This window comes from Streptomyces sp. NBC_01190, from assembly GCF_045039895.1.
Taxonomy (GTDB): domain Bacteria; phylum Actinomycetota; class Actinomycetes; order Streptomycetales; family Streptomycetaceae; genus Actinacidiphila.
In genome coordinates, this window is record NZ_CP108580.1 from 4,367,346 (window position 1) to 4,383,357 (window position 16,012).

Annotated in this window: 8 protein-coding genes; 4 read left to right on the forward strand and 4 right to left on the reverse strand. The window is 72.5% G+C overall.

Features of this window, described 5'->3' with window-relative positions; all coding sequences use genetic code 11:
* Positions 1–19 precede the first annotated feature (19 nt).
* The 4 genes from OG519_RS18235 to OG519_RS18250 all read right to left on the reverse strand — a co-directional run bounded on the left by OG519_RS18235 (position 20) and on the right by OG519_RS18250 (position 6,597).
* Complete coding sequence (locus OG519_RS18235; protein WP_405584825.1) at positions 20–964, reverse strand: hypothetical protein; 945 nt, start codon at positions 962–964, stop codon at positions 20–22.
* Positions 965–1,790: 826 nt separating this feature from the next.
* Positions 1,791–2,843, reverse strand: coding sequence for an LLM class flavin-dependent oxidoreductase (locus OG519_RS18240; RefSeq protein ID WP_405584827.1), 1,053 nt, complete (start codon positions 2,841–2,843; stop codon positions 1,791–1,793).
* Positions 2,844–2,853: 10 nt separating this feature from the next.
* A complete protein-coding gene (locus OG519_RS18245; protein WP_405584830.1) occupies positions 2,854–4,194 on the reverse strand; it encodes an NtaA/DmoA family FMN-dependent monooxygenase in 1,341 nt (446 codons plus the stop codon).
* A gap of 729 nt (positions 4,195–4,923) precedes the next feature.
* Positions 4,924–6,597, reverse strand: a complete 1,674-nt coding sequence (locus OG519_RS18250; RefSeq protein WP_405584833.1) for an esterase-like activity of phytase family protein — start codon at positions 6,595–6,597, stop codon at positions 4,924–4,926.
* 292 nt (positions 6,598–6,889) lie between these two features.
* On the opposite strand from OG519_RS18250, the gene OG519_RS18255 reads away from it, so the two are divergent.
* The 4 genes from OG519_RS18255 (at position 6,890) to OG519_RS18270 (ending at position 15,850) form a co-directional block, all read left to right on the forward strand.
* Positions 6,890–8,773 (forward strand): ABC transporter ATP-binding protein, encoded by a 1,884-nt coding sequence (locus tag OG519_RS18255; protein ID WP_405584835.1) that lies wholly within the window; start codon positions 6,890–6,892, stop codon positions 8,771–8,773.
* A gap of 404 nt (positions 8,774–9,177) precedes the next feature.
* Entirely contained in the window at positions 9,178–11,706 is a 2,529-nt protein-coding gene (locus tag OG519_RS18260) for a hypothetical protein (protein ID WP_405584838.1), read from the forward strand.
* A 519-nt stretch (positions 11,707–12,225) separates the two neighbouring features.
* Positions 12,226–14,208 carry a hypothetical protein gene (locus OG519_RS18265; protein ID WP_405584841.1) on the forward strand — a complete coding sequence of 661 codons (1,983 nt, stop codon included), beginning with the start codon at positions 12,226–12,228 and terminating at the stop codon, positions 14,206–14,208.
* Positions 14,141–15,850: a DEAD/DEAH box helicase gene (locus tag OG519_RS18270; protein ID WP_405584843.1), complete on the forward strand. Its 1,710-nt coding sequence runs from the start codon at positions 14,141–14,143 to the stop codon at positions 15,848–15,850. Before OG519_RS18265 ends, OG519_RS18270 begins: the two co-directional genes overlap by 68 nt.
* The last annotated feature ends 162 nt before the right edge of the window (positions 15,851–16,012 follow it).

Genomic DNA, 16,012 nt, shown 5'->3' on the forward strand with positions numbered 1-16,012 from the left:
GGTCGGTGCGGCGGAGCCGTCAGGCCTTGACGGGCAGCGCGCGCTGGAGCGAGGTGTCACCGATGTAGCTGGCCTTCACCCCGGACCGCTCCAGCTGCTCCAGGCCCAACGCGACGCGCTGCACCCGCTTTTCGACGGTGGCCTGGGTGACCGGGTCGGCCGGGTGGCCCTGGGCGCTGGCGCCCAGCTTGAGCATCATCGGGGCCGCGATCTGCACCAGTTCCGGCACCTCGGTGAAGCGGATGAACCCGCCCTTCTGCCCGTAGACGTCGGTCGGGATGTCGAGCACCAGGTTCGGCGAGTGCTTGCGCATCTCCTGGAGCACCGGCAGTCCGCTGTCGTGGATCGTGGTGACGCTGTCCGCGCCGTTCTCCGCGTAGAGCTGCGAGGTGTAGGAGTTGGAAACGATGCAGTGCGAGGACGCCTTGAACTGGGTCTCCGCCGGAACGACACCCTGCTCGCGCATCGTGCGCAGCATGCGGAGCACACCGGGGTCGTAGAAGATCAGGCCGCGACAGCCGAGTTCGGTGAGCCGGATCGCCTCGTCCGCCGTGACGGCGAGCGCGTCGTTGTTGTTGACGCGACGGCCCTGGGAGCCCCCGAAGCCGCCCCGGTAGAAGGACGCCTTGCGGTCGTACTCCGGCCGGGGGCCGAGGGCGAACATCATGCCCACCCCGTTCTCCCGGCAGACGTCGAGCATCTCCCTGACCTCGTTGTCCGAGAGCAGGAAGGCGCCCAGCGTCTCGTTGAAGCGGGTGACCGGAAGGCCCTCCCGTTTGAGGAGGTCCACCGTCTGTTCGAGCACCTTCAGTGAGTTGATCACGGGGACCTCGACGCCGTACTGGCCGCCGCCCTGGAATTCGCTGGTCGACGCGACCAGCGGGATCTCGTCGCTGTAGGGCTGGTCGTTGCCGCGCAGCCAGTCGCGGCCGCGCGAGGCGCCACGGATGATTTCGGTAGCCAACGCTGTCTCCTCGTATCCGGGGTGGGATGTGCAGGAGGTGCGGGGTGTGCCGGGGCAGTACCGGCCGGTACCGGGCAGTAGCGGGCCGTACCGGGCAGTCTGGGAAGTCGCGGTAAGCGCCCGCGGCGGGTGCCGAGTCGGGTGCCGGGAGCCCGCCGAGGGCAGGGGCGGGCCTACGGACACGGCGCGGCGGCGCGGCGACGGACTCCGGTCGCTGTATGCCGGTCACCGGGGTCCTGGGCGGTGCGGCGCCCGGTGGGTGACGGAATTCCCGGTCATTCCCTTGCTATCCTTTGCTAGCAAGTAGAATTCAACTACGGGCCCAGAAGCCAGTCAAGGGTAAAGCCCTGCAAAAGGTCCAACGACTTTTTGCCGCATGATCTCTGATAACAGCTCCTGCTTAAGCTGGAGTTGTGAATTCATAAAGCCCGGCACCGCGCGGTCAATGGATTCCGCTGACGTCGCCGACCGGCGACCGGCGCGACGCGGCGGAAACCCCGCGGCCCCGGCTCGGGGTTCCCGGACATCCAGCGGCACGCCCCGGTTCGCCGGCGAAGAGCCCGATCGTGCGCTATTCCGTCACCACGCTCGGCCGCCAGAGCGACAAGACCGTCGAGGTCAAGGCGTCGGCGGACGGCACCGGAAAGGTGCGGCTCACGCTCGACGGCACCAACGGCGAGTGGCTCCTGGTGAGCTACACGTACGCCTTCAACTGGGGCGACACCACGACCGTCCAGGCCGGCCGCGGCCACACGGCCCACATCAACTGGACGCCGTCGGCCGGCGGCAGGAGGATGCCGCCGGCCGACCAGCGGGTGGTGGGGGATCACCTCATGGTGCGGGGTCGGGCGGCTGGTTGGCCGGGGTGGGTTTCCAGCCGCGGGCGGGGGCGATGTCGGTGGCGATCAGTTCGAGGGCGCGGATCGCGGCGTCGTGGTCGGGGACGGCGGGGTTGAACTGGGTGATCAGATCGGTGGCCACCGGGAGGACCTGCTCCTCGCGCAGGGCGGTGATGATCTCGTCGGGGTGGCCGTAGAAGGAGTGGAAACGGCGCAGCGCCTCGTCGCGGTCCAGGCCCCTCGGGGAAGGCGCCGCGGGCGGCGAAGCGGAGGGCCGCGCGGTGCACGTCGTCGCCGATCTGCTTGAGCGCGGTGCGCCGGTCCTTGGCGGGGAAGACGAACCGGGACAGCCCGATCCGCGGGCGGCGCGGCTGGTCCCAGGCGGCGAGGTAGGCGTCCGCCCACGGGTGCTGCACCTCGTCGGTGGGCGCGTCGAAGCCGTAGGCCGCCCGGTTGAGCAGCAGGTTCGAGCCCGCGGCGGCGGCGTGCCGGGCGCCGGCCTCACTGAAGACGCCCTGCCAGATCCGGTCGGTGAAGTCGCCCGGCGCCGGCTGGATACGGAAGCCGGGTGTACGGACCTCCTCGCCCGCCAGCGTGCGGCGGACCAACGCGAGGTTCTCCGTGGTCAGTTCGCGCCGTCGGCCGAGGTCCTTGCCGAAAGCGGCGTACTCGGTGTCGCTGGCGCCGCTGCCCACCCCGAGTTCGACCCGCCCGCCGCTGAGCGTGTCGACGACGGCGACGTCCTCGGCGAGGCGGACGGGATCTTCGAGCGGGATCGTCGTCACGGCGGTGCCCAGCCGGATCCGGCGGGTCCGCGCGGCCGCGTGGGCGAGGAACGGCCACGGCGAGGAGAGCCCGCCGCCGCCCAGGCCCACATGGTGCTGAGCCACCCAGCCGACGTCGAAGCCGAGTTCGTCGGCGGCGACGAAGAGTTCCTGGGCGTGGCGGTACGTCCGGGCCCAGCCGTCGCCGCGACCCTGGACGTGGGTGAGGAAGCCGAGCTTGAACGAGGGGCCGCCCGCCGGCGAGGGTTCGGTCATGACCCCGCCCTCAGTCGTTCGCGAGCTGCGGCTCGCGGGTGAACTGGTTGGCCGGGACGGGCAGTCCGAGGTTGCCGCGCAGGGTGTCGGCCTCGTACTCGGTGCGGAACAGCCCGCGCTGCTGGAGGATCGGCACCACGCCGTCGACGAAGGCCGTGACCTCGTCGTCGGTGCGGAAGGCGAGGTTGATGCCGTCGAAGGTGCCGGCGTTGAACCACTCCTCGATGCTGTCGGCGACGGTCCGCGGCGCGCCGACGAACGGCGAGCGGCGAAACTCGCGCAGCGACTCAGCCACTTGACGCAAGGTCAGCTCGTCCGCCGCGGCCCGCTCGATGATCCGCGCCGCGCCGGTCCGCCCGCCCTTCTCGGCCAGGTGCGCGACGTCGGGGAACGGCGCGTCCAGGTCGTGCCGGCTGAAGTCGTACGCCCCGAAGGAGCGGCCGAGCAGCGCCAGGTTGCGGTCGAAATCGTCGTCCTCCTCGAAGATCTCCCGCTCGCGGCGCCCCGCGGCCTCGTCGGTGGCGGCGACGATCGGGCTGCCGTGGATGAAGATCTTGATGTGCTCGGGGTCGCGGCCGTACGCGGCGGTGCGCTTCTTGATGTCGGCGTAGTAGTCCTGGGCCTGCCGCAGCGAGCCGCCCGGGGCGTAGATGCCCTCGGCGACCCGCGCGGCGAGGTCGCGGCCCTCCTCGGAGACGCCGGCCTGGAAGATCACCGGCTGGCCCTGCGGCGAGCGGGAGAGGTTGAGCGGGCCCGCCACCTTCAGGTGTTCGCCGGTGTGGTTGAGCGCGTGCAGCTTGGCCGGGTCGAGAAATATGTTGCGCGCCACGTCGGCCGGGAAGGCGTCGTCCTCGTAGGAGTCCCACAGCCCGCGGGCGACCTGGACGAACTCCAGCGCGCGGCCGTAGCGGGTCGCGTAGTCGAGGTGTTCTTCGAGCCCGAAGTTCTTGGACGCGCCGCTGTCGAAGCTGGTCACGACGTTCCAGCCGGCCCGGCCGCCGCTGATGTGGTCGAGCGAGGCGAACCGGCGGGCGAGGTTGAAGGGGGAGTTGTACGTGGAGCTTGCGGTGCCGACCAAGCCGATGTGCCTGGTGTGGGTGGCGACCGCGGCGAGCAGGGTGAGCGGTTCGAGGCGGTTGAGGTAGTGCGCCGGGTAGGTGGCGTTGATGAACTGGCTGTCGACGATGAAGAGGGCGTCGAACAGGGCGTGTTCGGCGGCCTGGGCCTGGCGGATGTAGTAGTTGATGTCGATGCTGGCGTTCTTGGCGACCCGGGGGTCCTTCCACAGGCCGTGCTGGCCGGGGCCGCCGACGCCGTAGGGGTGCAGGGCGAGGTGGATCTTGCGGGACATGTGTCTCCCTCTCCGAGGTGTGGTGGGGCGCCGCTGGGTGTCTCAGGGGTCTGAGGGTTCCCAGGAGTCAGGTGTGCTCAGGTGCGCAGCAGTGCGCGCAGCGCGTTCCGTTCGGCCCGCCCGGCCGGGGCGGCGGGGCATGGCGGGGCGCGGCAGGGCGGGTTCGGGCTCGGGCTCAGGCGGAGGGGGTGGCCGGTACGGGTCGTGGGCACGCCACAGACGCGCCGCGCCCAAGGCAGGGCGAGGCCGGGCGTGTTCGCGGAGGCGGAGCCGGCGAAGGAGACGCACCGGTGCGCGGCGGCGGCGACGCGGAAACGGTGGGCCCGGAAACGGTGGGCTCGGGAACTGCTCGGAGCTGCTCGGAAACCGCGGGCCGCGAGCGCGGCTCAGTCGTACGGCGGACGGCTCTCACCGCCAGGAGCGGTCAGACGCCGGCGGGCCGTGCGCGGCGAGTGGTCAGCAACAGAGAGCGCTGGAAGTGCGCCGCAGGTCCACGTAGCGGCACACCACACCGGGGTGCGTCGTGAGCATGCTGCACATCTTGGGGGCACGGGCAACCGAGTGTCAATGGACACCATTTGGTGTCTCATCCGCCGGGACGGCTCCCAGCGCGCCCTGGCGAGCCGGTCGTACGAACCGCTCGCCCGTCGGGCCCGCCCACGGGGGTGGGCGGGCCCGACGGGAGGGGGCGGGGGAGGGGAAAGGGTGAGTGGGGGTGAGGGGGAGGGGTCAGCGGACGTGGATCGTCACCGTGACGGTCTTGATGACCGCGGGGAGCTTCGTCGTGTCGACCTTCAGGATCTCGCCGTTGTCGCTCCGGCCGGTGGGCGGCAGCACCTTCTGGTGGACGGTCCACGTGCCGTCGGGGTCGACGGCGATCGTGTCGATGCCGAAGTCGTCGTCGTTGGAGAGGTAGAGCGTCTTGCCGGCGTCCGTCGTGGCGACGCCCTCGACCTTGTCGTGGGCGAAGAACGCACCGCTGGGGTCGAACTGGCTCACCAGCGCGCCCACGTTGAGATACGGCTGCTTCTGCGCGACGTTGACACCGGCCCCGGTGAGCGCGGTGAGCGCCGCGTTGGTGGTGTCCGTACCGACGAAGGCCTCGGGCGACTTGCCGCCGATCGTCAGGCCGCTGACGTCCGTCGCGCCGTTGATGTCGACCTCGTCGAGCGTCTTCTGGGCGAACGGCTCGAAACCGCCGTCACGCTCGTCGACCAGGAACTTCGTGTTGGACAGCGCGGTGATCTCGCTGCCCGCGTCCCCCGTGCTCGCCGGGTTGTCCAGCAGGTAGAGATACTGCTTGGTCTGGTACGTCCGCAGGTTGATGGTGATGATGCGGGTGGGCGAGACGTTGGCGGCCTTGGTGCTGCCGAGGTCCGGCTGCTGGAGCGCGGACTGCATCACACCGACGAGGGTCGAGCCGTCGGGCGTGATCGTCAGGCCCTCCATGCCCTTGTTCTTGGCGCGGAAGGCGAGTTCGGCCGGCAGATAGCCGACGATCTTGTGGGACGCGTTGTCCTGGCTGTCGCGGTACGGGGTCAGCCGGCCCAACTCGTAGCCGCTCGCGTCGAAGTGCGTGACGTACGGGCCGTACTCGTCCGAGACCCAGAACGTGCCGTCCGGCAGCGCCACCAGGCCCTCGGAGTCGTAGCCGTACGGATCCCTGGCGATCGGGGTGGGCTTGCCGCCGGCCGCGTTGGTGGCGGCGACGTCGTCGATCACCTCGCTGGTGTCGTGCGGCGGGCGGCCGCTGTACCGCACGCCGCCGAGGCTCTTCGGCCCCTTCAGCGTGACCTGCCTGAGCATTTCGGCCTTGCCGCCCACGAGCTTGAACTCGCCGATCTGGGGCGTGAAGTCCGGGACCATCTCGGACTTGTTGCCGTCGGGGGCGTCGGCGTTCGGACCGCGGTCGGTGAGTCCGTAGAAGTAGCCGGCGTGGCCCGGCACCGGGGCGAGCGACGAGCCGTAGCCCTCGCCGGAGATCCGGGTGGTGGTGCCACCGGGCCCGGCGACCTCCGCGAGCGGCGGCAGCGGGGCGCCGTTCGCCCGGGTGTCCTGGAAGAGCCGTACGGCGTCGGTGGTCGCGTACGTGAAGGTGTCCGTGCCCTTGAAGCCGGCGTCGGGTGTGTAGGTGAAGGTGCCGTCCGCGTTGACCGCCACCTTGCCGTCGGACGGGTCGGTGTGCCGTACGACGGCGGTCGCGCCGGGGTCGTTGCGCAGCACGTCGCCGGTCACCGTGCCGTGGCCGGAGAAGGAGTCGGCGCTCGCGCCGAAGTCGTGCGACGGCGCCGACAGCCAGCCATGGGCCTGCGCCGCGACCGTGCCCGCGCCCACCACGGCGACGGTGGCACCGATCGCGATGGCGAGCCGGGCGCGCTTGCGGGAGAAGGATCGTGAAGTCAATCGTGAAGTCATACCCGGAACCTCCCGGCCGAGGGTGAACGCCGAGCCGACCCCGGGTGAACCCTCGGCGCGAAAAGTGCTGTTTCTCCGATCCCGCGTGACTTTCCACCGTTTCACCGATCGTGGTGGGGCCGCTGGGGCCGGAAACGTCAACGCCGGGCGAAAACGCTTGGACGCCGCACGCGTCCGCACGGGAGACTGCGGGTTCCGGTCTTTCGGTGACGAACCGATTACGTAATGTGTCGGCGGTGGAGCGGGGGCGCCGTCGTGGAGCAGGCAGGGTGAGGACGGGATGGGAACGCCTGAAGCGCGCGGCAGTTCGCCGGGGCGAGGCTCGGTGGTCCTCGCACTGCGCTACTACGGAGGGGAGTTGGCCCGGCTCCGGTGGCTCGCGGCGCCGGCGATGCTGCTGCCGGCGCTCGGCAACATCGGGATCAACTACATCGCGCCGCTGGTCGTCGCGAAGCTCGTCGGCCGGATCGCCGACGACGCACACGCCGGGGGCGGCGCCGGCCTCGCCGTCGGCCCGGTGCTGCCGTACGTGCTCGCCTTCGCCGGGGTCCTGCTGCTCGCCGAGGCGCTGTGGCGCGTCGGCCTGCACTGCCTCAACCGGGTGGACGCCCTCGGCATCGAGCACCTGTACGTGATCGGCATGGACCGGCTCTTCGCCAAGGACGCCGCGTTCTTCCACGACAACTTCGCCGGCTCGCTCACCAAAAGGGTGTTGAGCTTCGCCTCCCGCTTCGAGGAGTTCCTCGACACGCTGACCTTCTCGGTCGTCGGCAGCTTCGTACCGCTGATCTTCGGTTCCGTGGTGCTGTGGAGCTACGAACCGCTGCTCGTCGTCGGGCTGTTGGCGATGATCGCGCTGACGGCGGTGGGCGTGGCGCCCCTCATCCGCCGCCGTCAGGCGCTCGTCGGCCGGCGTGAGGAGGCGATCGCCCGGGTCGCGGGCCATGTCGCCGACAGCCTGATGAACATCGACACCGTCCGCGCGTTCGCCGCGGAAGCGGACGAGGCCGCGGAACACCGCTCCCGCGTCGCCGAGTCGCGGCGGCTCACCCTGCGCTCCTGGGACTACGGCAACCTGCGCATCGACACATTGGTCGCGCCGCTGTCGGTGTTCACCAACGCGCTGGGCCTGTTGCTCGCGATCGCACTCGGCGGCGGCCGGCACGGCGTGGAGGAGGTCGTGGTCGCCTTCACGTACTACACCAACGCCACCCGGGTGATGTTCGAGTTCAACCAGATCTACCGCCGGCTGGAGAGCTCGATGACGGAGGCGGCGCAGTTCACCGAACTGCTGCTGACGCCGCCGACCGTGCTCGACCCGGCCGCGCCGGAGCCGCTGCTCGCCCGGCCCGCCGATGTCCGCTTCGAGCGGGTGACCTTCGCCCACCAGGGCGCGGAACCGCTCTTCGAGGGGCTCGAACTGGCCGTGCCCAACGGCGCGAAGTTCGGTTTCGTCGGCCGCTCGGGCGGCGGCAAGACCACGCTGACCCGGCTGCTGCTGCGGATGACGGACGTGGACGCCGGCCGGATCCTGATCGGCGGGCAGGACATCAGCAGGCTGCGCCAGGCCGACCTGCGCGGCCTGATCGCCTACGTACCGCAGGACCCCGCGATGTTCCACCGCACCCTGCGCGACAACATCGCCTTCGCCCGGCCGGGCGCCACCCCCGCCGAGATCCGCCGCGCGGCCGAGGTCGCGCACGTCACGGAGTTCGCCGACACGCTGCCGGACGGCTTCGACACCATGGTCGGCGAGCGCGGCGTCAAACTCTCCGGCGGACAGCGCCAGCGGGTCGCCCTCGCCCGCGCCGTCCTGCGCGACGCGCCGATCCTGCTGCTGGACGAGGCGACGAGCGCGCTGGACTCCGAGAGCGAGATGCTCGTCCAGGAGGCGCTGTGGCAGCTCATGGCGGGGCGTACGGCGCTGGTGGTCGCCCACCGGCTGAGCACGGTCGCCACCATGGACCGGCTCGTCGTCCTCGACCGCGGCCGGATCGTGGAACAGGGCACGCACCAGGAGCTGCTCGCGTCGGAGGGCGCGTACGCGAAGCTGTGGCAGCACCAGTCGGGTGGGTTTCTCGACGAGAGCGGCGTCGATGTCGATGCCGACCTGGGCACCGGCATCGGCACCGGCGGCGCGGGGAGCCCCGTCAAGGGGGCCTGAGCCGGGGGTCGGCGCTTCCGCGGTGCGGCCCCGCGCTTTCCCGGCCCACCGCCGGGCCGGTGCCTCCGCCGCCCGCGAACCTCGTTTCGAAACGATCAGTACCCGCCTGCGCGGCGTTCGCCCGCGCGCCTCCGGGGCTGAGCCGTGAGGTCGCCGGCGGCGGAGCGCCGCAGAACGAACGCGCTGGTACGCGCCCCGCGCGCGTGGAGGAGCGCGGCGACAGAAGCCGCCAGCGGGCGATCGGCTTGAAGCGGTAGTCGGGTGAAAGGGCTCACACGATATCAATTGCTCTCATTAGTTGACCGATTCGGCTTAATAGGATGACCAGCCCACCGCACGTCCCTACGGTGATCCGGCGGACTCGCCGAGAGGTCCGCCCGTCCGAGACGAAGGTGGGCACATCTGTGTTCAGATCCCTCTTGTCCGACACCCGGCACCGGCCCCCGTTACGTCAGGCGGCCGTCGCTCTGGGCGCCGCGCTCCTGGCGGTCGCCGTGGGATCGGCGCCGCCCCTGGCCACCCGGGCGGCGGCCGACGCCGGCGCCTCCTCGCTGACCAAGACCGTCAGCGACGTCAACCGGCCCGGCCGGCCGACGGCCGACCACGGCGACACCCTGAACTGGGCCGTCGGCTACCACAACGCCGCCACCGGCGGACCGTCCCCCGTCACGATCACCGACCCGGTGCAGGGGGCGGGCGCGGCCCAGTCGTACGTACCGGGCTCGCTGCACGTGCCGCCCGGCTGGACCCCCTCGTGGTCCACCGACGGAACGAGCTTCGGGCCGGCCGACCAGGGCGCCGCCACCGTGGCGGTGCGGGCCTCCCATCCCGCGGTGAGCGGCGCCGGCACCTCCCTGCGCGGCGATCTGCTGCCGCCGGTGCAGGCCGCCGCCCGCTCCACGGGCGGCGACGGGTTCACCCCGATCCTGTACCGCGCGCCCTCGGGCGACGTAGAGGCGTGGAACATCTACCACCACACCGGCCCGGCCGCCCCCATCGTGGTGTGCAACGACCTGTCCACCGGGGAGCCGTGCGCGGGCGGACCCTGGCCGCGGCCGCTCAACACCACGGCGGGCCCGCTCGGCAGCGGCGCCACAGGTGACGTCTACAGCCCGCTGACCCCGCAGTACGTCACCGATCCCGCCCGGCCCGGGACCGTCTACTACCCGGCGGTCACCGCGTCCTCCGTGGGCGTGGGATGCCTCGACATGAGCGCGCGCGCCAACTGCGGCTACGTCCCGCTGCTCGCCTCGGACGGCGCCTCCTCCCGGGCCAACGGCCTGGCCGGGATCGTGGCTGTCGGCGGCGAGGTGTACGGCGTGGCCAGCACCGGCCAGGTCCTGTGCATGGAACTCGCCGACCGGGCCCCCTGCGCCGGCCAGCCCTTCGCGGCGATCGTGCCGGCCAACCACGACCTGCCCGGGTCCACGTACGCCCTCTACCAGGGAGCCATGGTGACCGCCGCGGGCAAGGTGTTCGCGTCGTCCGCGCCGCAGACCGCCTCCACTGTCAACGGACCGCCCGCGCTCGGCTGCTTCGACCCGGCGACCGGCGCGGTGTGCGCCGGCTGGACCACGCCGCACCCGGCGGGGTCGAGCAACGGCCAGTACACGTACAACGCCTTCGCCGCCTATGACGCGGGGGGCGCCCCCACCAAGGTCTGCACCACCGACAGCGGCGGCGTGCCGGCCACGTTCTGCTACGCCCTGGACGGGACCCCGGCCGCGCCCGCCGCGACCGGCCTGGACAGCCTGCCCTCCGGGACGCTGGTGTTCAACCCGGAGGTCGTCGCCGCCGGCGGCGACACCCGCAGCTACTTCGCGGTGTGGGGCGGGCCGCTGCCCGGCGACACCCTGTGCTGGAGCTGGACCCACGCCCAGCCGTGCGCGGGCTTCCCCGCGCCGGCCGGCCACCCGTCGGTCAATGGCGGCACGACACGCGACTACGGCTACGCCTACGACGCCACCACCCGCTGCCTGATCGGGCTCGGTGACGCCGGCGTGCTGTTCTCCATGGACCCGGCCACCGGCGCCTCACCGTGCGTGCACAGCGGCGCCTCCGTCACCCTGAGCCCCGCCGACTTCTACTGCGACGGGGCGGCGGGACACGTCCGGGGGTACACCCGGGCGCGACTGGAGGACTTCGACGTCAGCCACGCGGACCTGGCCGACTCCCACGTCTCCGTGACCGACCCGGACGGCGCCGTCGTCGCGGCGCCCCCGCTGGAGCCGGACGGGAGCGTCGACCTCACCGGCGTCTCCGCCGCGCAGCACCCGTCGATCACGGTCACCGTCCAACTGGTGCTCACCGGCACCGGCGACTTCACCGACACCAACCACCCGGGGCTGACGGTGGCCTTCGAGGGCGACGACCCGCAGGTGTGCCTGCGCACCGTCGTCGCCGCCGACTGCGGCGTGACCAAGGTCGCCGACGCCGCGACCGGTTCCGACGGCACCGGCGCGTTCACCTCGCCCACGGTGTCCCTGGACGTCGATCCCGGGGAGCTGTGCGGGCCGCACGTGTCGGTGAACAAGGAGGTCTGCGTGGCCCCGGGGCCGTCGCCGCACTGCAGCCTCAGCGGTGGCGGACCGTGGGCGAAGGCCGGTCCGGTCGGCCTGACCCACCTGCCGGGGGTCGTCCAGTGGCGTATCACCGTCGCCAACTCCGGGCCGATGGGCGCGTTGGGTGTGACGGTCAACGACCCGGCGGAGCCGGGATGCCACTTCGCCGCGGGCGTCTTCGACCTGCCGGCCGGCGCGAGCAGGCAGGTCTACTGCAGCTCGGTCGTCAACGCGCTGCCGTTCACGAACACCGCCAGCGCGACGTTCCTCCCCGCGCGGGGCCCGGCCGGCACGGTGCCGGCCACCTCGAAGCCCTCGTCGGCCGTCGCCTGCTCCCAGGTGTGCGTCCTGGCCGGGGACGGGCACCACTGATCCACCGGGCGCCGCGCCCGGGCGTCCGCCCCGCTGCCCGCACGGGCGGTGGGGCGGTCGCCGCCTTCCGTCAGCGGCCGGCGCGAGGTGGTCCACGCGTTCCTGGCGGCGGCGTGCCAGGGCGACTTCGGAGGGGTTGCCGCGCGGGCTCGACCCCGGGGTACGGCTGACCGCCGACACGTTCGGCGACACGTCCGCCGACACGTCCGGTGGCGCGGTCGTCGCCCTCGGCGCCACCGAGGTCGCGGCCCACGCGCGGCTCGGCGCGGCCGCGGCGGTGCGGGGGCGGGGTGCTCGTCGACAGGGTCCCCGGGTTCGTCTCCTGGCGCGCGGCCGGGATCGCGGTGGCCGGGATCGCGGTGGCCGGGATCGCGGTGGCCGGGATCCCGGCGGACGGGATGGTGGCCGCCGCGCTCGTCCGCGGCCCCACCGGGCGGCCGAGGGCAAAACCTCGCCCCGTGTACCGCTCGGTGACTAGGGTGGCCGCCCTACGCGGTTTCGAGGGGCGGGGGCGATCTGGTGGAGGCGAGGTCCGGCGAGCGGCGGCGGATGGCCGGCGTGGTGCGGTTCTGGCGGGCGGTCGAGCTGTTCGCTCCGCAGAAGGTGCCCGAGGTCAGGCCGAGGGAGCAGGTGTTCGCCGTCCAGCCTGGGCGGCCCCTGCCCTGGGAGGACCTGACGGGACTGCCGCCACTGCGTTCCGGACAGACCTGGCAGCACACCGTCTACTGCGGGGTGTTCGCCGTCGAGAAGGTGCGCGACGTGCTCGCCGAGGTCTTCCCCGACGCCGCGGCCGAGGACCGGGACAGCAGGCTCAGCGGATCGAGTGCCCTGATGTCTTTCACCGTCGACCAGGACGGTCTGCTGCTGAAGGACTCCGTCCGCGTCTCCTCGTGTGCCTGGGCGGTCGGTCGCACCCGTACCCCGGGGCCCGCCGACCCGAGGTGGCTCGACGGCTTCGACGACCAGGCCGCGACGTGCGAGCAGCGGATGCTGGACCTGGGCGACGGCAGGCGCAAGGTACGGGGTGGCCGGGCCGGCGCCGGCGGCCTGCTCGCCATGGCCGGGACGCTCGTCGCCGATTCGGTGACCGGCGGGCTGGTCTCGGGCCTTGGCGTGCTCGCCCACGGCCTGGTGGGCGAGGCGATCGGGGGCGTCGTAGGGCAGGCGGCGCAGACGGCGGTGGGCGAGACCGTGGAGAGCCTCGCGCAGGGGACCTTCGACCGGCTGCGCGGCCGGGAGGAGGGGGAGTCGGGTACGGCTGAGGGCGGTGACCCGGCGGACCCGGCGGACTCGGCGGGCTTCGGCTCACCGGCGGGCTCGGCGGGGGGCTCGGCCGGGCCCGATGACGCTCAGGAGCCGCCGGCCAACCTCGGCACGTGCCCGGTCACCCTCGACGGCATCGCCGCCCTCACCGCCTGGCTGGCAGGGCGATTAAAGGTGACCGCGGACCTCGCCCCGGACGCCGCGCGGGTGTCGAGCGTGCAGGTCAGGAAGGACCGTGCCGACGAGACGGCGAGCGAGGGCTTCCTCAACAGCTTCATCGCCGACGACCTCGCCCGGGTCGCCGACGAACTCGGCGAAGGGCGCGTAGGCAAGGCACTTGAGGACTATCTGACCGGCGCCGACCGGATCGACACCGGGCGACGTACCGACGTACGCGATGACCCGGCGCAGGTGCTCGCCGGAGTTGCTCCGCGACACGTTCCGCTGGGCAGGTGGCCGTCGGCGTCCGACCGGTCGCTGGTGCTCAGCCAGCAGTTCGCGGTGAACCGGCTGCTCGGCGAACTGTCGGACGCCGGCGGGGTGTTCTCCGTGAACGGGCCGCCGGGCACCGGCAAGACGACGATGCTGCGGGACGTCATCGCCGCGCTGGTCACCCAGCGGGCCGGCGCACTGGCCGAACTACGTTCCCCTCAGGCGGCGTTCGGCAAGACGTACACCTGGCGGAGCGAGGAGTACGCGCGGACGGTGCGTGAGCTGGTACCCGAACTGACCGGCTACGAGATGGTGATCGCCTCGGCCAACAACGGCGCGGTGGAGAACATCACCGACGAGATCCCGTCCCGCGCCGCCATCGCGCCCCAATGGCACGAGGAGGCCGAGTCGGCTGACTACTTCGCCGAGCAGGCGGGCCTGATGCTCGGGGGAGAGCCGGCCTGGGGAGCCATCGCGGCCCGGCTCGGCAACCGCAAGAACCGCCGCGAGTTCGTGCCGCGCTTCTGGTGGGGAACCGCGCGCACGAACGCGCCGGCCGGTCCATCGGGTGCGTCCGGCATGTCTGACGCGTCCGGCACGCCCGTCCGGCCCGGCACGCCCGTCCGGCCCGGCACGCCCGTCCGGCCCGTCCGGCCGGTCCGCGCAGACCGGGCGGGGCCTGTGGCACGTACTCGGCGGGCAGGGTGGCCGCGGCGGCCAGGGCGGCCGGCCTGCCCCGGTGGTCGACTGGGCGGAGTCGGTACGGCGCTTCAAAGCCGCCAGGCGCGAGGTCGAACAGCTTCGTGACCGGCGGCAGCGGGCGGCCCAGGCGCTGAGCCAACTGACCGACGCGCGTACGGAATTGGCCGAGGCGGTCAGGAATGCCGAGGCTGCCGCGCGGGACATACCCGGGCTACGGCAACAAGTCGCCGCAGCAGGTGGGGAGGTCGAACGCCTGGCGGCAGCCGAGCAGATATGCCGCGAACGCCGCCGGGACCACCAGGCGGCCCAACCCGGCCTTCTGCAGAGCGTCTTCACCGGCGGACGCAGCAACCGGGTCTGGCAGGAGGAGTACGAACGCCTCTGCGCCGGCGTCGAAAGCGCCGCTCAGGACGGCTCGGCGGCACGCGCCCGTTACCAGGCCGCCGACGACGCGGTGGCCGGGGCGCAGCGACTCGTGGACGCCGCGGAAACCCGGCGCGCGGCGGTCGAGGCCGTCGAGCAGGACGTCAGGGGAGCGCGGGGCCGGTGGGGCCGGCACATGCCGGACGCCGCGGACTTCACCGCCGAGGCCGATCCGCGGACGGTGGAACGCCGGGAGACGTCGTCGCCCTGGGCTGACGAGGAGTTCGCCGAGGCTCGGACCCGGCTCTTCCTGGCGGCGCTGCGGCTGCACCGGGCCTTTCTGAGCGCGGCGGGCGACACCATGCGCAAGAACCTCCAGGCAGCCATGGAGGTCGTCGGCGGCAGCGCGCCGAAGGACCTGCCGCCGGCCGCAGTTCGCGCCGCATGGCAGACCCTCTTCCTCACCGTCCCGGTGGTCTCCACCACCTTCGCCTCCTACGACCGGCTGTTCGCCGGCCTCGGCCGGGAGGATCTCGGCTGGCTGTTCGTCGACGAGGCCGGGCAGGCGTCCCCGCAGAGCCCGGTGGGAGCCCTGTGGCGTTCGCGCCGCGCGGTGATCGTCGGTGACCCGCTGCAACTCGAACCGGTGGTCGTGCTGCCGTGGACCGCTCAGCAGCGGTTGCGCGAGCATCTGCGCGTCGAGCAGGAGTGGGCACCGTCGTGGACGTCGGCGCAGCAGGTGGCGGACCGCTTGGGACGCTGGGGTACGACGCTGCCCGCGTCGCTGCCGGACGGTTCGACGCAGGTGTGGGTCGGCGCACCGCTGCGCGTCCATCGCCGCTGCGACGATCCGATGTTCGCCGTCAGCAACACCATCGCCTACGGCGGTCTCATGGTGCACGGAGTCGGCGACCGGGGCGACTTCCGGCCGCCGCAGGAGAGCTTCTGGTGGCATGTGCGGTCGGCGGAAGCGGAAGGCAAGTGGGTCGCCGCAGAGGGGCGCGCAGTGGTCGAGGCGGTCGAGAGCCTGCGTGAGAAGGGCTTGACCGGTGACCAGCTCTACGTCCTCAGCCCGTTCCGTGAGGTCGCGACGCGCTCGGCCAAGGTGCTGGGGAACCTGGTGCCGTGGAACCGGGTCGGCACCGTGCACACGGCGCAGGGCAAGGAGGCCGACGTGGTGATCATCGTGCTCGGCACGCACCCCGACGCGGGCGGCGCCCGGCGCTGGGCCGCCGGCAAGCCCAACCTGCTCAACGTGGCGGTCAGCCGCGCCAAGCGCCGCCTCATCGTGATCGGGACTACGACTCCTGGCGGGCGCAGCCGTACTTCTCCGTCCTGGCCGAGGGGTTGCGGCGGGTCGACCGCCAGGAGTGAACGGGGCTGACCCGGGGCCGGGTTGGGGCCTTCAGGGGGCCGGCCTGAGGCCGGGTTGGGGCCTTTCGGGGGTCCGGCCGGGGCCGGGGTGGCGCCGGGTCGCGGGCACTTGTGGTGCCCGGCGCGGCGCGGGCCCGCGGCCCGCGGTGTGCGGTCCGCGGGCCGCGCGTCC

What these genes read in the sequence shown, in the direction of transcription:
- OG519_RS18255 (WP_405584835.1), top strand. Translation starts at nt 6,890, where the DNA reads ATGGGAACGCCTGAAGCGCGCGGCAGTTCGCCGGGGCGAGGCTCGGTG.
- OG519_RS18240 (WP_405584827.1), bottom strand. Translation starts at nt 2,843, where the DNA reads ATGACCGAACCCTCGCCGGCGGGCGGCCCCTCGTTCAAGCTCGGCTTC.
- OG519_RS18245 (WP_405584830.1), bottom strand. Translation starts at nt 4,194, where the DNA reads ATGTCCCGCAAGATCCACCTCGCCCTGCACCCCTACGGCGTCGGCGGC.